This is a genomic window from Actinocrispum sp. NPDC049592 (assembly GCF_040675465.1).
In the GTDB taxonomy this organism is placed as follows: domain Bacteria; phylum Actinomycetota; class Actinomycetes; order Mycobacteriales; family Pseudonocardiaceae; genus Kibdelosporangium.
On the sequence record NZ_JBFAPA010000002.1, the window covers coordinates 451,655 to 465,642 of the forward strand.

Genomic DNA, 13,988 nt, shown 5'->3' on the forward strand with positions numbered 1-13,988 from the left:
TACGGAGGAAACGCGGCGACACGCCGGTCATGACGACACACTCACCCGCGGCGGGCGCCGGAACTGTCGGTGGGGTGTGTGATGCTGCGGGCATGGTCTTCGTCTTCGATGCCGAGTTGTGGCTGTGGGATGCACGTCGGATGGACACCTGGACCTTCGTGACCGTGCCCGCCGAGGCGTCCGAGCAGATCCGGGAGCTGGCGGCCGGGCTGCCGCGCGGGTTCGGCTCGGTCCGCGTCGAGGTCACCATGGGCGGCACCACCTGGAAGACGTCGATCTTCCCGGGCAGCGGCGCCGATGGCTGCTACGTGCTCCCGGTCAAGAAGGCGGTCCGCAAGGCCGAGCAGATCGACGTCGGCGACGTCACCACCACCGAGATCGCGCTCATCGACCTGTGACCAGGCCCGGCTCCAGCGGGGGAGGCGTGACCGGGCGCATGGCGACGTGCCCGACGTGGTTGCGCCAGGCGTCGTACCCGGCTGCCCGCAGTACCTCGGCCGCGTCGGAAGCGAACCCTTCGGCGTCGAGCCGGGCGGCGAGGACGGGGCTGAGCCCGGACAGCTCCTCCGTCGGCATGCCCTCGGGCGCCCCTCCGAGGTAGCCGTCGGGGCCGCGCATGCACACGCCCAGGTCGGCGAGCAGGGCGTCCATCCGGGTGTCGAAGCGTTCGCGGAACTCGTCGTCCGCGCGGATCGTGCCGACGGCGGACGCGTTGGCGAGGTTCTCCAGGTTGTCGTCGTGCAGGGCGTACCAGGGGGCCAGTTCGATCGGCCGGAGGTTCTCCACGCTGAACGCGAACTCCCGCGCGACCAGACCGGAGGCGGTCTTCTGGTAGACGGTGTAGCGCGAGGCGACCGACTCGGTCCAGTTGCTGCCGCAGATGAACAACCCGCCCGGCCGCAGCACCGAAGACGCCCACTCCAGCGCGCGTTCCCGGAACGGGTGGTCGAAGTACATGAACACGTTCATGCACCGGATCACGTCCGCGCCACCGTCCACAGTGAACTCGCCGATGCCGCCCCGCGCCAGCGTGAGGTTGTCGGACTCGTACTGCCGCACGGGATCGCGGACCAGCTCACCCTCCTCAGCGGAGGCGGACCCGTCCAGCAACGAGTCCAGCAGGGCACGGAAACGGGCACTCGTGGCCGCCTGGTCGGGTTCGTAGTTCCCCGCCTGGTAGTACAACAACCGGCGATCCGCGGCGAAGGACGCGTACGCACCCGCGTGGTCGTAGACCAGGTAGTCGCCGAACGCCGGATCGACCCCGATCACCCGCCACGTGGGCAGCCGCTTGGCCGTGTCGATCGTCGTGAACGGCGGGAACCCGCATCCCAGGTCGACGAAAACGGCGTCCCGAACCGGCGTGTGCCAAGGGTTCCCGGCCACGTACGAGTCGATCTTGCCGTGCCGCCCTGACATCGTCACCGGCGGAACCGACCCGGACCACGCGCTCGGCACGGTCCGCGGCGCGCTGAACCCGATCATCCACGCGGTCAGCCCGGAGAAGTCCGCCGCGCCGACCCGGGCGCGCCGCATCAGCCGGAAAGCCCGGTCCGCCAACGCTTGCGCGTCCGGGGACGCGTCGGTCAACGCCGCCAGCTCGGCCAGCACCGCGGGGGACAGCCGCCCGTCGAAGTACGCCGAGTTCCACCGGTCCAGGATCACAGGATCCAGCTTGTCAGATGTGCTCCGCCAGCGCCGTCAGCCGTTGCTCCACGGGGATGTGCCGGCGGCTGATGCCGGTCGCCGGGTCGAACGACAGGCTCCACGGCCGCATCGCCCGCGACTTGACCAGGAACGTGATCGTCCCGTCCTCGGCCTTGGGGATGCGGTGGAACTCGTGGGCCAGCATGGTTCCGGACTCGCCCGCCGCGCAGACCCCGCTGCGCTGCAAGGTCGCCGACAGAACCCGTGTGCCGTTGGCGTTGAGCTCGGTGGTGAACCGCTCGTGCAGGTACGAGCCCTTCAGCAGGGTCGTGCAGAAGTGGTACCGGTGGTTGTGCACCGAGTCGGCGTACCCGATGCGCCAGTCCAGCTGTGGTTTGTACTCGTGCAGCCAGAACGAGAACGCGTCGGCCTGCTGGTCCATCAGGCACCACGCGTAGTGCGTTGTGGTCTCCCGGGATTTGGCCCGGACGGTCTCGGCCATGGTGTCGCTCAACGTTTCCAGGTGTGCCCGGATCTCCGCGCACAGGTCGGCCCGGGCGGCCCACAGGGTGAACCGTTCGGTCACGTTGTGCCAGTCGTGCACATCGGTCGCTCGCAAGGCGCAGGCCAGTTCGGCCAGCGCCGGTAGGCGGGTCCGCATCTCAGCTACTTCCCAACCCCGCTACGGCGGTGAACTCCTCGCGGAAAGTATGGAACTTTCGCTCCAGTTCCGCGAACCCCTCGTCGCCGAGGGGAGAACCGGTGATTTTCTCGAACAGCGCCAGGAACTCCTGGCGGGTGGTATCCGGGGTGATCCTGTACTTCGGTACCGAGCGGGTGTTCAGCATGCGGTGGAACTCGGCGCGCTGCATCTCGTAGATGTAGGAGCCCTCGGCGAACCGCAGGCTGCGCGGGTAGAGCGAGGTGGCGCCGGCCAGGTCGCTGTAGAGGGTGAGCCAGACGCTGTCGTCGAAGATCTCCACGCGGTCCAGCGGCGGGTCGGGGAACATCGCGATCTCCATCGACGCGCAGCGGCCCCTGGCCAGGAACAGGCCGACCAGGCCGGCCGAGATGTCCTCGGTCAGCCGGGCGCGGATCTTGTCGTAGTCGCCCGCCGCGCCCTCGTGGCGCAGCAGGTAGCGGGCACGGCCGCTGATCGCGGACGCCTCCCTCGGGTCGGCCAGCACCAGCCGCATCTCGCGGTCGGTGCGGGTCAGCAGCAGCCGGGCCGCGGCGTAGCGGCCGGCGAACCCGCGGAACAGGTACGACCGGCTCGCGGTCAGGTCGGCCATCATCTGCCGGTTGAACTCCGGATCCGGGTCCGGCGTGGGCGGGAACACGTGGGTCGGGAAGAACTCCGTGTTCAGCGCGCGGTACTCGGCCGACAGGTCCCGCAGGGCCTTCTTGCTCTCCTCGACCAGCGGGGTGACCAGCGCGCGCTGGGAGGCCGACGCGGTGATCAGGGTCTGGCCGAACCCGACGACCGCCGAGATGAGCGTGCCGGTGCCGAGCGCGGTCACGAGGTTCTTCCAGGTACCGGCGTCCATCACGGTGGATATCCACAGGCTGCCCACCGCGACCACCAGCAGGACGGCCAGCAGCAGACCGGTCCTGGTCCAGAACATCTCGCGGACGGGGTTCGAGCGGATGCCGTTGGCGTCCGCGGACACCGGGTCACCTCCTTGGCTGGCACTCGAACAGACGAATGCGCATAGTGTCCGTTTGTGTGCGCCGAGTCACTGTACGCGCATTGCCCACCAGGCAAAATCGGAAAAACGGGGGATGTTCGGCTGCGTTCGCTGGCGCACCGCGATCAGTCGGGCACCCGATGGGACCAGTGGATGACCCGGTTGCCTAGGGTGACGCCATGCAGATCGCAGGCAAGGTCATCACGGTAACCGTGGCGCTGGCGGCGGCGGCCGCTTTGAGCGCCTGTACGAACTCCGAGCAGGACTCCACCCGCGGCTCGAACACCGCCACCCCGCCGCCCACGACGTCCTCGTCGTCGAAGACCACGACGAGCACGAGCACCAGCGCGTCGGCGACCGGCGCCCCGGCCTCCGGTGCCGCGGCCAACGGCCCGGAGTGCAAGGCGGACGACATCCAGGTCAGCGGTGACTTCGGCGCCAAGCCCACGATCACCCTGCCGGCCACCTGCAAGCCGCCGACCACGCTGGTCACCAAGGACCTCAAGGCGGGCACCGGCGCCGAGGTGAAGAACGGCAGCGTCGTCGAGACGAACTACCTGCTGGAAACCTGGTCGGACAAGAAGATCGTGGACAACAGCTTCGACCGCGGCCAGACGCTGCCGGTCCAGGGCGTGGGCACCGGCCAGGTCATCAAGGGCTGGGACCAGGGCCTGCTGGGGATGAAGGAGGGCGGCCGCCGCCTGCTGATCGTGCCGCCGTCGCTGGGGTACCCGAACGGCCAGGGCCCGATCAAGGCAGGCGAGACCCTCGTCTTCGTCACCGACGCCGTCAAGGTCAGCTAGTTTCCCGTGGAGTTCTTGTGCGCGTTGATGAACGCGCACAAGAACTCCGTCAAGCGCGATCAGGGGATCAGCAACAGCTTCCCGGTTGTCTTGCGCCCCTGCAGGTCCTCGTGCGCCTGCCGCGCGTCGGCCAGCGGATATTTCGCGCCCACCCGGACCTTCAGCTTCCCCGCCAGCACCGCTTCGAAGAGTTCCCCTGTGCGCCAACGGACTTCCTCCGGCGTCACGGTGAAGTCGCGGCTGGTCGGGCGGGTCAGGTACACCGATCCCTGCGCGTTCAACCGCTGTGGGTCCACCGGCGGCACCGGGCCGCTGGACGCGCCGAACAGCACCATGTAGCCGCGCCGCCGCACGCTGGCCAGGCTCTTGTCGAACGTCGTCTTGCCCACACCGTCGTACACCGCGGCCATGCCGACGCCGTCGGTGAACTCGCGCGCGGCCTTGTCGAAGTCCTCGTAGCCCACGACCTCGTCGGCGCCGGCCTCGCGGGCCAGCTTCTCCTTCTCCGGCGTGGACACCGTCGCCAGCACCCGCGCACCACGTGCCTTGGCGAGCTGGACCAGCAGCAGGCCCGTGCCGCCCGCGGCCGCGTGGATCAGGATCGGGTCGCCTTCCTTGACCGGGTAGGTCGAGGTCAACAGATAGTGAGCGGTCACTCCCTGCAACAGCAGCGCCGCGGCGGTCTCGTCGTCGATGCCTTCCGGGACCGGGACGAGCTTTGCTGTGGGTAGCACGATCCGCTCGGCGTAACTCCCTCGCCCATCGAACCAGCCGACGCGGTCACCCACAGTGAAGTCGCTCACGCCCGCGCCGACGGCCGTGATCCGCCCGGCGCCCTCGATGCCGAGCCCGAACGGCGTCTCCATCGGGTAGATCCCCGAGCGGTGGTAGGTGTCGATGTAGTTCACGCCCGCCGCGTCGATGGCGATCTCCACCTCGCCCTCACCCGGGTCGCCGACCGCCACATCGGCCAGCTCCAAGACCTCCGGTCCACCAGTCTGCCGCACCAGCACTGCCCTGGGCACGTTCGCCTCCTCGTTCCGACACCACTAGTCACGCCAACCTCACCACACACCACGTTGTTCCGCGGTTCGGTCTGGTGACGAGCGACACCGGGACGAGCACGCGAAACGATCTAGGCTCGGGGACATGAAGGCAGCACGTGGGTTCGTCCGGGCGCATGGCCCGGCGAAGGCGGTCATCGAGCCGATCGGCCGGGCAGGCGCCCGGGTGGTGCTGGTGGGCGAGGACGGGGCGATGGGCGACGTGCTCGTCAAGGACGTCGCCGCCGGTGAGGCGCTGGTCGCCAAGGTCGACGGCCTCGAAGCGGCGACCTGGGACGCCGAGACGGTCAACGCCACCAAGATCGGCGCCGCGCACCGCCAGAAGATGGCGGGCAAACGCCTGTTCTCGTAGGAGGTCATGGACGGGAACGGAGGCAGCCGCATCAGCTGGTCCGAGCTGCCGGGCCACGTGCGCGCCGCGATCGAGGGACAGCTCGGCAGCCCGGTCACGCAAGCCGTGACGCAGCAAGGGGGTTTCTCGCCGGGACTGGCGGCGCGGCTCCGGCTCGCCGATGGCCGGAAGGTGTTCGCGAAGGCCGTCGGCCTGGACCGCAACCCGGATTCCCCGGCGATGCATCGCAAGGAGGCCGTGATCGCGGCCCAGCTGCCGGACTCCCCGGCCACCCCGAAGCTGCTCTGGTCCTATGACGACGGTGACTGGGTCGCGTTGGTGTTCGAGGACATCGACGGCCGCAATCCCGTGCTGCCGTGGAAAGCCGATGAGTTCCAACGGGTCCACGATGCCCTGGTCCTGCTCTCCGATGTGCTGACGCCGAGCCCGGTCGATCTGGCCGCACGCGGCGATCGGCGCCCCGTGGCTCGACCTGCTGTTCATGCTGCCCAGCGTTGTCATGCAGGGCGGCCCGCGGCCTGCCGAGGTGTGGGAGAGCAGTCCGTTGGCCGCCAAGGCCGACCCGGACGCGGTCACCTGCGCACTGGGATCGCTCACGGGCTACTTCGTGCACTTGTCGCTGCTGCCGCCGCCGTTGAACCTGCCGAGGATCCGCGAGTTCCAACGCGTCCAGGGCGAGTACGCCCTCGCCTGGCTCCGGGAACGCCTGGGGTAGGGATTTCCCCAATACTCCCGCGCACCACCGTGCCGCCATCCTGATGTCACCTGACGACAAGGAGGGCAAGTGCGCAAAGGCAGAGCGTTACTCGTCACGGCAGCCACGCTGTCGCTGCTGGTGGGGCTGGTGGCGCCCGCGAGTGCGGACACGGCATACGCGAGTTGCGGGACGAGTGTCCCGTTCTTCGGTCATTTCTCCGCTGAGGGGCAGGCCCACTACTACATAGACGGCGCCCAGGACCGGGTCTTCACCGACTACGACTACATCCTCCATGGCGGCAACGACAAGAGCAACATGTACATCAGCGTCGAAGGCCTGGACGGGTTCTGGTACGGCGTCTACGGCTCCCCGGACGACCGCCACGCCGGTGAGTGGTACCACGCCGACGGAGAGGTAGCTGTGCCGTCGTACTTCGAGCCCAATGTGGCTTTCGAGGCGGTGTTCGACATCTTCGGGCCGGATCCGCGGTGCACTGCCCGGACCTCGCCGCTGTGACCAGAGGGGGCAGCGGCCCCCTCTTCCTCACGTTCCTGCTCCTGCTGGCGGCGTGCGGGAAACCGGACCCGGCGGGCATGCGGGTGGTGGACGCGGATGCGAGCGGGGCGATCGTGCTGGACATCCCGCACCGCGAGTACGTGGGCCTGCGCCGCGACGCCAGCCAGGTGTGGCGCCAACCGGTCCGGCCGGACGGCGTGACGTGCCAAGCCCAGTGCCCGGAAGCCAAGTGGGGCAAGGCATCCACGTCGTGCACCACCGGCAGGCTGGACATCCGGCTCGGCAGGCGCCCGCCGGTCACCGACCTGACCTACGCGAGCGCGTGCGGGATCGCGAACGGCGGCGGCGGGATTGTGGCGCAGTACGACCAAGGCAGGCAACGCACCTCGCGGGTGCGGGTGTTCGACCCGGCCGGGTCGGTGATCCATCGGGTCGACTCGATGGGGGAGGTCCCGATCATCGCCGACCCGGCCACCCCGCGGGTCGCCTACCTCATCGGCGACGAGCTGACCGAGATCGACGCGGTGACCGGCGACCGGCGCCGGACCCTCACCGGCGTCGAGTCGGCCAGGTACGACACAACAGGGGCATTGGTCGTGTGGCGGACGGAAGGCGGGATCGCATGGCTCTGAGCGGCAGCGGCATCTCGTGGCTATGACTGGGTCCGGCTGACCTTCGCGGCGACGGCGGCCCGGGAGGTGACGCCGAGTTTGGCGAAGGTCTGGGCGAGGTGCATCTCGACCGTTTTCGTTGTGACGTCGAGGTGACGGGCTATCTCGCGGTTGGTGAGGCCTTGGGCGACGAGGTCGGCGACCATGCGTTGCCGCCGGGTCAGGGCCGCCACGCCGTCGTCGGCGACCTTGGGCGCGGGGCTCAGCGCGTCGAGGCGGCGTTGTTCGCGGCGGGCCAGCTTGGCCAGGTCGACGGCCCCGCACTCGCCGAGCAGCACCTGGGCCTGGCGGAGCTGATCACGATCCGCGGCGACCATGCCGGCCAGCAGGTGCGACCGGCCCGCGTCGGCCTTGCAGCCCACCTTGCCGAACTCCACAGCGGCCTGCCGGGCGAGCGAGGCGCACTCGGCAGGCTTCCCTTGCACCGCAAGGACCTGGGCCCGGCTCAGCAACGCCAGCGCGTGGTGCCCGGCCAGCCCGAGCCGTTCGGCCGACGCCTCGATCCGGCCGACCCACTCCCAGGCCTTGTCGATGTTGCCCTGGGCGAGGTCGGCCCGGACCAGGCCTTCCCACCAGGACACCCGGTTCCACGGGTCGATCGCGGGCAGGTCCGGCCCGCCGAAGGTGTCCAGGATCGTCTGCACGCAGTCCTCGCGTTCGCCGGAGGCCAGCCGGGCGCGAGCGAGCATTGCCTGCGCCAGGGCGCTGAACCAGCTCTCCACGTCCTCCGCGGCGGCCACGGCCTGCTTGCCCGCCTGGATGGCCAACGGCAGATCGCCCACCCACACGGCGATCCACGACAGCGACGCCTGCGCCATGGTGATCAGCTCGGCACTGGCCGACAGGTGCGCCAGGTCGAGCGCTTCCTCCGCGTGCGCAAGCGCTTCCGGCATCCGGCCCAGCCACCGCAACGCCGAGACCAGGCAGCAGTGCAGGAACGGCAACAGGTGCAGCGACCCGTTCGCCAGCCCCAGCGCCCTGGTCAAGTGCCGCACCGCATCCTGGTAGCGCTCGAAGTAGATCTCGTTCCAGCCCAGCCACAACGCCGCGTCCAGCCGGGACGCGAACTCGCCGTCGGACATCCCGTCGACCAGCAGGGCCGCTTCGTCCAGCAACCGGGCCGACGCGGCGACGTCCCCGGCCGAGTACCGGTCCATCGCCAGGAACCCCAACGCGGTCGCCTGACTCGGCCGGTCGCCCTCCCGCCGCGCCGACTCCAACGCCCGCCGAGCCCATTCCCGGTTCTCGTCGAACGAACCGCGCATCAGGCCGCCGGTGGACAGCTCGAGCATCAACGCCGTGGTCTCACCCGAAGCCAACTCCCGCAACACCAACGCACGCGCCGCCGCGTGCCGGCCGAGCAACCGTTCGACCATCGCGCAGAACGCCACGACTCGCGCCCGCTGGGCCGGGTCGGTCAGGTCGCCCAGCAACAGGTGCGCGGTCGCGCGGCTCGCGTGCAGCTGCCCGGCCAGGCATTGCGCCTCGGCGAGGTCGAGCAGCAGGTCCTGCCGCTCGGGCGCGAGCCGGACCGCCGCGGTGAGCCAGTGCGCGGCCTCGGAAGGCGCGCTGCGCATGACCTTCCGCGCACCCTCGAGGAGAACCTCCACCGACTCGAGGTCCCCGGGCTGCGCGAAACACTCCACATGCCGGGCGCGTTCGGTCGCGGGTGCGTCGGTCAAAGCCGCGGCCACCCGGGTGTGCGCGCCGATCCGCCAGCCCGCGTCGGCCGACTCGTACGCCAGGTGGCGCAGCATCGGATGCCGGAAGCTGAACGACCGCCCCGAAGCCCGGACGAGGTCACGCGAGACAAGCGTGTCGACGCAGGCCAACGCGTCCGAAGTGGACATTCCGGCGGCCGTCGCGGCCAGGCCGGCGTCGAACGGGTCACCGGCCACCGCGGCCGCCCAGGTGAACCTGAGCTCCGCTGTGGACAGTCCGGCGAACTCGGCCAGCAGCGCCTGATGGCCATCGCCCGAGCCGCCCGTCCTGGCCAAAGCCTGGAGGTACAACGGGTTCCCGCCGCTCTCCTCGTACAGCGCCGCGCTGACGTGCGCGCCCAGCAGCAGCGCGCATTCCGAGTGGCTGAGCGGCCCGACGTCCAGCTTCATCGTGACCCGCCCGTTCAGCGCCGCATGCAGCTGCGGCGGCGCCTGGCGGGCCCGGTACGACACGGCGACGACCAGGGGAGCACGAGGCGGCCGTCGAAGCAGGTACGCCAGCAGCTCGATGGACGCCAAGTCCGCCCAGTGCATGTCGTCGAGGCACAGCACGAGCCCGGCCGGGGTCGCCAGCGACTCCACCGCCGAGCGCACCGCGCGGTGCAGCCGGTCGCGGGTGCCGTCCAGCGGGAGGTCGTCGATGGCGTCGGTGAACACGCCGAAGCTGTTGGTGTGCTCGAACTCCGTGGCCCGGCCCCGGCGGACCAGAGGGCCGTCGGCGCGCTCGGCCAGCAGGTCCAGCAGCCGGGTCTTGCCGATGCCGGGGTCCCCGGTGATCTCCAGGACGGTCAGGTCGTGCCAGCCGAGCCGGCCGGTCAGTTGCGCGATCAGTTCACGTTCGGCGGCCCGGCCGACAAACGGACGCCGGCTCTCGAAAGCCATGCCGCACGGTAGCGACCCACGGCTACCGTCCGACACAACCGTTCGGCTGGTTGTGCGGCGCGATTTCCGCGGTAGACGGCCCAGTCACTCAGCGGATGATGTGCTGACCCTCTTACGTGCCAACCGTTCCGCGGTGGGCCAGCGCACGTTCGTGGCCCAGCCGAACCGTTCGAACAGCCAGATGGTCCGCGCGGCGATGTCGATCTGTCCACGCAGGACACCGTGCCGCGCGCAGGTCGGGTCGGCGTGGTGCGAGTTGTGCCACGACTCGCCCATCGACAGGATCGCCAGCGGCCAGAAGTTCGCGGCCCGGTCGCGGCTGGCGAACGGGCGCGAGCCGACCATGTGGCAGATCGAGTTCACCGACCAGGTCACGTGGTGCAGCAACGCGATCCGCACCAACCCGGCCCAGAAGAACGCGGTCAGCGCGCCCCACCAGGACCAGCTGATCAGCCCGCCGAGCACCGCGGGCAGCACGAGGCTGCCGGCCGTCCACACCCCGAACAGCCTGCTGACGATCCGGATGTCCTTGTCCCGCAGCAGGTCCGGCGCGAACCGCTGGTAGTTGGTGACGTCCCGGGAGAACATCCAGCCCATGTGCGCGTGCCAGAAGCCCTTGGCCAGCGCGGCCGGGGAGGTGCCGAACAGCCAGGGGGAGTGCGGGTCACCCTCGCGGTCGGCGTACGCGTGGTGCCGCCGGTGGCTGGCCACCCAGAAGATGATCGAGCCCTGCACGGCGAAGCTGCCCGCGATACCCAGCGCGATCCGCAGCGGCCGGTTCGCCTTGAACGCGCCGTGCGTGAAGTAACGGTGATAGCCGACGGTCACGCCCAAGGTGGCGAGCACGTAAAGCACGGCTGTCAGGATGACGTCGAGCCAGGTGAGTCCCCAGCCCCACACGAACGGCACGGCCCCGACCAGTGCCAAGAACGGCACGAGCAGGAACACCTTGAGCGTGACCTGCTGGGCGAGCGTGCGTCGCTCCTGCAGCAGGGGCAGTGGACCGGCGGCGGTAGTCGTCGTCACACCCTCGACGATAAGCGCTGCCGATGACGCCCGGATGGTCTCAGGGCGACGTGGTGACGAACTGCTCGTTGTGGACAGGCTCCACAGTGTCACCGGGGACTGGACCGCGGTCACGGGCCGAGACCCACAGCCCGGCGGTGGCGACCGTGACGAGCATGGCGCCGAACACGTGCGTGACCACCAGGACGCTGGGCACGCCGGTGAAGAACTGGACGAACCCGATCGTGCCCTGCGCCAGGACGGCGGCGATGAGCAGCCCGTAGCGCTTCCAGATGTCCCGCGCCGCCGGTCCCCGGTAGAGCACGTACCCGACCACGGCCAGCAGGGCGAGGAACGTGTACAGGATGGCCGCGTGCACGTGCGCCAGGACCTCCACGGACAGCCCCAGGCGCGGGGTGTTCGCGTCGCCCGCGTGCGGCCCGGCGCCGGTGACCATCGTGCCCGCGATCATCAGCAGGATCAGCAGGCCGGTCTGCAGGACCAGCAGCTTGGGCACCAGCGGGTTCGTGCGGGGGCGGGCCGGTTCGTCGCCTTCCCGCAGCGACTTGACCAGCATCACCGCGAACCAGGTGAGGATCGGCGAGACGACGAAGTGGAACGCTACCGTCCACCACAGCAGGCCCGCCTTGACCGTGATGCCGCCGATGACGGCCTGCGCGAACACGCCGCCGAGCATGGACGCCGACAGCCACATCACCCGGGAGCGCCGGGGCCGGGCGAACCAGGCGGCGAGCACGCACAGCCCGCCGATCACGCCGACGCCGCCGGACAGCAGCCGGTTGCCGAACTCGATCCACTGGTGCACCGAGCTCAGCTCGGGGTGCTCGACCGGGACCATGCTGCCGGGCAGGCAGTTCGGCCACTGCGTGCAGCCCAGCCCGGACCCGGTGACGCGCACGATCGACCCGGTGACCGCGATGACCACGTTGGCGACCACGGCGGCGATCGCGATCGGGCGGTGCCACTGGATGAGCCGCGACTTCAGCGTTTCGAGCACCGACCGATGGTAGGACGGCGTCGCTGAGAGCGATCGGTCAGGTCAGGCGGGTTGTGCGCCCCGCCACCACACTCGCGGCGACACCCCACACGAGCAGTACCAGGAACGGCTGCACACCGGGGCCTGCGCCGTTCAACGCCTGCTGCATGCCCTCGGTGAGCGCACCGGACGGCAGCAGCTCGACGACCCGCGCGATCCCGTCGGGCATGGAGCTCGCCGGGACGATGATCCCGCCGGCGAGCAGCAGCACGAACCAGATGATGTTGGCCAGCGCCAGCACGATCTCGGCCTTCAACGTGCCGCCGAGCAGCACGCCCAGCGCGCCGAACGCCAGCGCGCCCACGATCGCGAGCAGAACCGTCCACAGTAGACCAGCCAGGCCCGGCGCCCAGCCCAGGATCGCGGCGACCACGCCCAGCACGACGAGCTGGATGATCACCACGGCCAGCCCGGCCGCGACCCGTCCGGCGACCAGCAGCCACCTGGGCAGCGCGGTCGCGGCGAGCCGTTTGAGCACGCCGTAGCGCCGGTCGAAGCCGAGCGCGATGGCCTGCCCGGTGAACGCGCTGGACATCACCGCGAGCGCGAAAACCCTGGGCACGACCTGGTCCACCCGCGGGTCGGGCATGGAGATGATCTTGATCAGGGTGAGGCCGACCAGCAGGGCGACCGGGATGAGCAGGGTGAGCAGGATCTGCTCACCGTTGCGCAGGGTCAGCTTGATCTCGGTGCCCGCGTGGGTGACGAGCATCCGCGCCTTGCTCCCGGCGCCGGGTGCCGGGGCGAACGTGCCCGCGGGGAACCGGACATCCATGACGGTCAACGCAGCTCCCGTCCGGTGAGTTCGAGGAAGACGTCTTCCAGGCTGCGACGGCCCACGTGCAGCTCCTCGGCGAGCACGCCCTGCTGCGCGCACCACGCCGTCACAGTCGACACTACCTGGGGGTCTACCCGCCCAGTGACGACGTATGTGCCCAACGCGGCCTCCGTCACGTGACACCCCTCCGGCAGCGCGGCGGTGAGCAGCGATGTGTCCAGCCCGCCCCGGGCCTTGAACCGCAGCTGCTGACAGTCGGGGTCCTCCGTGGTGAGCTGCGCGGGACTGCCCTCGGCCACGACATGCCCGTGGTCGACGATCACCACATGGTCGGCGAGCGTCTCGGCCTCTTCCATGAGGTGAGTGGTGAGCAGCACGCTGACCCCATCGGTCCGCAACGCGCTGACGAGGTCCCACACGAGCCGCCGGGCCTGCGGGTCCATCCCGGACGTCGGTTCGTCGAGGAACACCAGCTCAGGCCGCGAAACGAGCGCACACGCAAGCGAGAGCCGCTGCTGCTGCCCACCCGACAACCGCTTGTACGGAGTCTTCTCGGCGTTGTTGAGGCCCAGAACGTCCAGCAACCACGCCGGCTTGAGCGGGTTCTTCGCACACGACGCGACGAGGTCGAGCATCTCCCCGGCCCGAATCCCCGGGTAAGCCCCACCCCCCTGAGGCATCACCCCGATCCGGGGCCGCAACAGATCCCCCTGAGTCCGCGGATCGAGCCCGAGCACCCGAACACTCCCGGCGTCAGGCCGGATGAACCCCTCGCACACCTCAACGGTCGTGGTCTTGCCCGCCCCGTTGGGCCCGAGCAACGCGAGCACATTCCCCGCCGCCAGCCTCAGCTCGAGCCCGTCCACCGCCGTGGTCGAGCCATACCGCTTGACCAGCCCCGACACCTCGACCGCGGACACACTCACGTCCGCAGCCTAGGACCTCCACCCCACACCCCGCCCAACCCCCTCACCCCCGAGCGACCCAAGTCACCACCACAGACCACCATCCACCCCATGAACCTCCCGAGGACCTCGTCGAGCGCCTGCCGGGCACCGTCCAGGCGGTGGAGGTGGGGGAGATCGACCTGCGTCGGGCTCAGGCGAT

General features: G+C 69.9%; 15 protein-coding genes. 6 read left to right on the forward strand and 9 right to left on the reverse strand.

All coding sequences use genetic code 11. The features are described from left to right. Window positions 1-92: 92 nt before the first annotated feature. Window positions 93-398 carry a DUF1905 domain-containing protein gene (locus AB0J95_RS08760; protein ID WP_364754371.1) on the forward strand — a complete coding sequence of 102 codons (306 nt, stop codon included), beginning with the start codon at window positions 93-95 and terminating at the stop codon, window positions 396-398. Here AB0J95_RS08760 and AB0J95_RS08765 read toward each other — a convergent pair. From AB0J95_RS08765 to AB0J95_RS08775, 3 genes are read right to left on the reverse strand one after another with little or no spacing between them, the layout of a single operon-like run. Beyond that, window positions 385-1,665, reverse strand: coding sequence for a hypothetical protein (locus tag AB0J95_RS08765; protein WP_364754373.1), 1,281 nt, complete (start codon window positions 1,663-1,665; stop codon window positions 385-387). The two genes, AB0J95_RS08760 and AB0J95_RS08765, sit on opposite strands and share 14 nt — an antisense overlap. A 13-nt stretch (window positions 1,666-1,678) precedes the next feature. Beyond that, window positions 1,679-2,308, reverse strand: coding sequence for a hypothetical protein (locus tag AB0J95_RS08770; protein ID WP_364754376.1), 630 nt, complete (start codon window positions 2,306-2,308; stop codon window positions 1,679-1,681). Between the two features lies 1 nt (window position 2,309). Continuing rightward, window positions 2,310-3,272: a hypothetical protein gene (locus AB0J95_RS08775; protein WP_364755030.1), complete on the reverse strand. Its 963-nt coding sequence runs from the start codon at window positions 3,270-3,272 to the stop codon at window positions 2,310-2,312. Between the two features lie 242 nt (window positions 3,273-3,514). Here AB0J95_RS08775 and AB0J95_RS08780 point away from each other — a divergent pair, with 242 nt between their 5' ends. Continuing rightward, a complete protein-coding gene (locus AB0J95_RS08780; protein ID WP_364754379.1) occupies window positions 3,515-4,138 on the forward strand; it encodes an FKBP-type peptidyl-prolyl cis-trans isomerase in 624 nt (207 codons plus the stop codon). A 59-nt stretch (window positions 4,139-4,197) separates the two neighbouring features. Here the strand turns inward: AB0J95_RS08780 and AB0J95_RS08785 are convergent, their stop codons facing one another. After that, on the reverse strand, window positions 4,198-5,163 hold the full coding sequence (locus AB0J95_RS08785; RefSeq protein ID WP_364754381.1) for a quinone oxidoreductase: 966 nt from the start codon (window positions 5,161-5,163) through the stop codon (window positions 4,198-4,200). A 124-nt stretch (window positions 5,164-5,287) separates the two neighbouring features. Between AB0J95_RS08785 and AB0J95_RS08790 the strand changes: the two genes are divergently transcribed. From AB0J95_RS08790 to AB0J95_RS08805, 4 genes are all read left to right on the forward strand, one after another. Then, a complete protein-coding gene (locus tag AB0J95_RS08790) occupies window positions 5,288-5,554 on the forward strand; it encodes a hypothetical protein (RefSeq protein ID WP_364754383.1) in 267 nt (88 codons plus the stop codon). 481 nt (window positions 5,555-6,035) lie between these two features. Next, window positions 6,036-6,269: a hypothetical protein gene (locus AB0J95_RS08795; protein WP_364754386.1), complete on the forward strand. Its 234-nt coding sequence runs from the start codon at window positions 6,036-6,038 to the stop codon at window positions 6,267-6,269. Window positions 6,270-6,338: 69 nt separating this feature from the next. Next, window positions 6,339-6,767, forward strand: a complete 429-nt coding sequence (locus AB0J95_RS08800) for a hypothetical protein (protein WP_364754388.1) — start codon at window positions 6,339-6,341, stop codon at window positions 6,765-6,767. After that, entirely contained in the window at window positions 6,764-7,399 is a 636-nt protein-coding gene (locus AB0J95_RS08805; RefSeq protein WP_364754389.1) for a hypothetical protein, read from the forward strand. The genes AB0J95_RS08800 and AB0J95_RS08805 overlap by 4 nt, the downstream gene beginning before the upstream one ends. 20 nt (window positions 7,400-7,419) lie before the next feature. Here the strand turns inward: AB0J95_RS08805 and AB0J95_RS08810 are convergent, their stop codons facing one another. The 5 genes from AB0J95_RS08810 to AB0J95_RS08830 all read right to left on the reverse strand — a co-directional run bounded on the left by AB0J95_RS08810 (window position 7,420) and on the right by AB0J95_RS08830 (window position 13,807). Then, window positions 7,420-10,041 (reverse strand): AAA family ATPase, encoded by a 2,622-nt coding sequence (locus AB0J95_RS08810; protein ID WP_364754391.1) that lies wholly within the window; start codon window positions 10,039-10,041, stop codon window positions 7,420-7,422. A gap of 84 nt (window positions 10,042-10,125) precedes the next feature. Then, window positions 10,126-11,067 carry a fatty acid desaturase gene (locus tag AB0J95_RS08815; protein ID WP_364754394.1) on the reverse strand — a complete coding sequence of 314 codons (942 nt, stop codon included), beginning with the start codon at window positions 11,065-11,067 and terminating at the stop codon, window positions 10,126-10,128. 40 nt (window positions 11,068-11,107) lie between these two features. Beyond that, window positions 11,108-12,064 (reverse strand): COX15/CtaA family protein, encoded by a 957-nt coding sequence (locus AB0J95_RS08820; protein WP_364754396.1) that lies wholly within the window; start codon window positions 12,062-12,064, stop codon window positions 11,108-11,110. Window positions 12,065-12,101: 37 nt separating this feature from the next. Continuing rightward, window positions 12,102-12,878, reverse strand: coding sequence for an ABC transporter permease (locus AB0J95_RS08825; protein WP_364755033.1), 777 nt, complete (start codon window positions 12,876-12,878; stop codon window positions 12,102-12,104). A gap of 5 nt (window positions 12,879-12,883) precedes the next feature. After that, window positions 12,884-13,807 (reverse strand): ABC transporter ATP-binding protein, encoded by a 924-nt coding sequence (locus AB0J95_RS08830; RefSeq protein ID WP_364754399.1) that lies wholly within the window; start codon window positions 13,805-13,807, stop codon window positions 12,884-12,886. Window positions 13,808-13,988 lie beyond the last annotated feature (181 nt).

Coding starts and splice junctions, on each gene's coding strand:
- AB0J95_RS08760 (WP_364754371.1), top strand. CDS start 93: ATGGTCTTCGTCTTCGATGCCGAGTTGTGGCTGTGGGATGCACGTCGG.
- AB0J95_RS08770 (WP_364754376.1), bottom strand. CDS start 2,308: ATGCGGACCCGCCTACCGGCGCTGGCCGAACTGGCCTGCGCCTTGCGA.
- AB0J95_RS08775 (WP_364755030.1), bottom strand. CDS start 3,272: ATGTTCTGGACCAGGACCGGTCTGCTGCTGGCCGTCCTGCTGGTGGTC.
- AB0J95_RS08780 (WP_364754379.1), top strand. CDS start 3,515: ATGCAGATCGCAGGCAAGGTCATCACGGTAACCGTGGCGCTGGCGGCG.
- AB0J95_RS08790 (WP_364754383.1), top strand. CDS start 5,288: ATGAAGGCAGCACGTGGGTTCGTCCGGGCGCATGGCCCGGCGAAGGCG.
- AB0J95_RS08795 (WP_364754386.1), top strand. CDS start 6,036: ATGCTGCCCAGCGTTGTCATGCAGGGCGGCCCGCGGCCTGCCGAGGTG.
- AB0J95_RS08810 (WP_364754391.1), bottom strand. CDS start 10,041: ATGGCTTTCGAGAGCCGGCGTCCGTTTGTCGGCCGGGCCGCCGAACGT.
- AB0J95_RS08825 (WP_364755033.1), bottom strand. CDS start 12,878: ATGGATGTCCGGTTCCCCGCGGGCACGTTCGCCCCGGCACCCGGCGCC.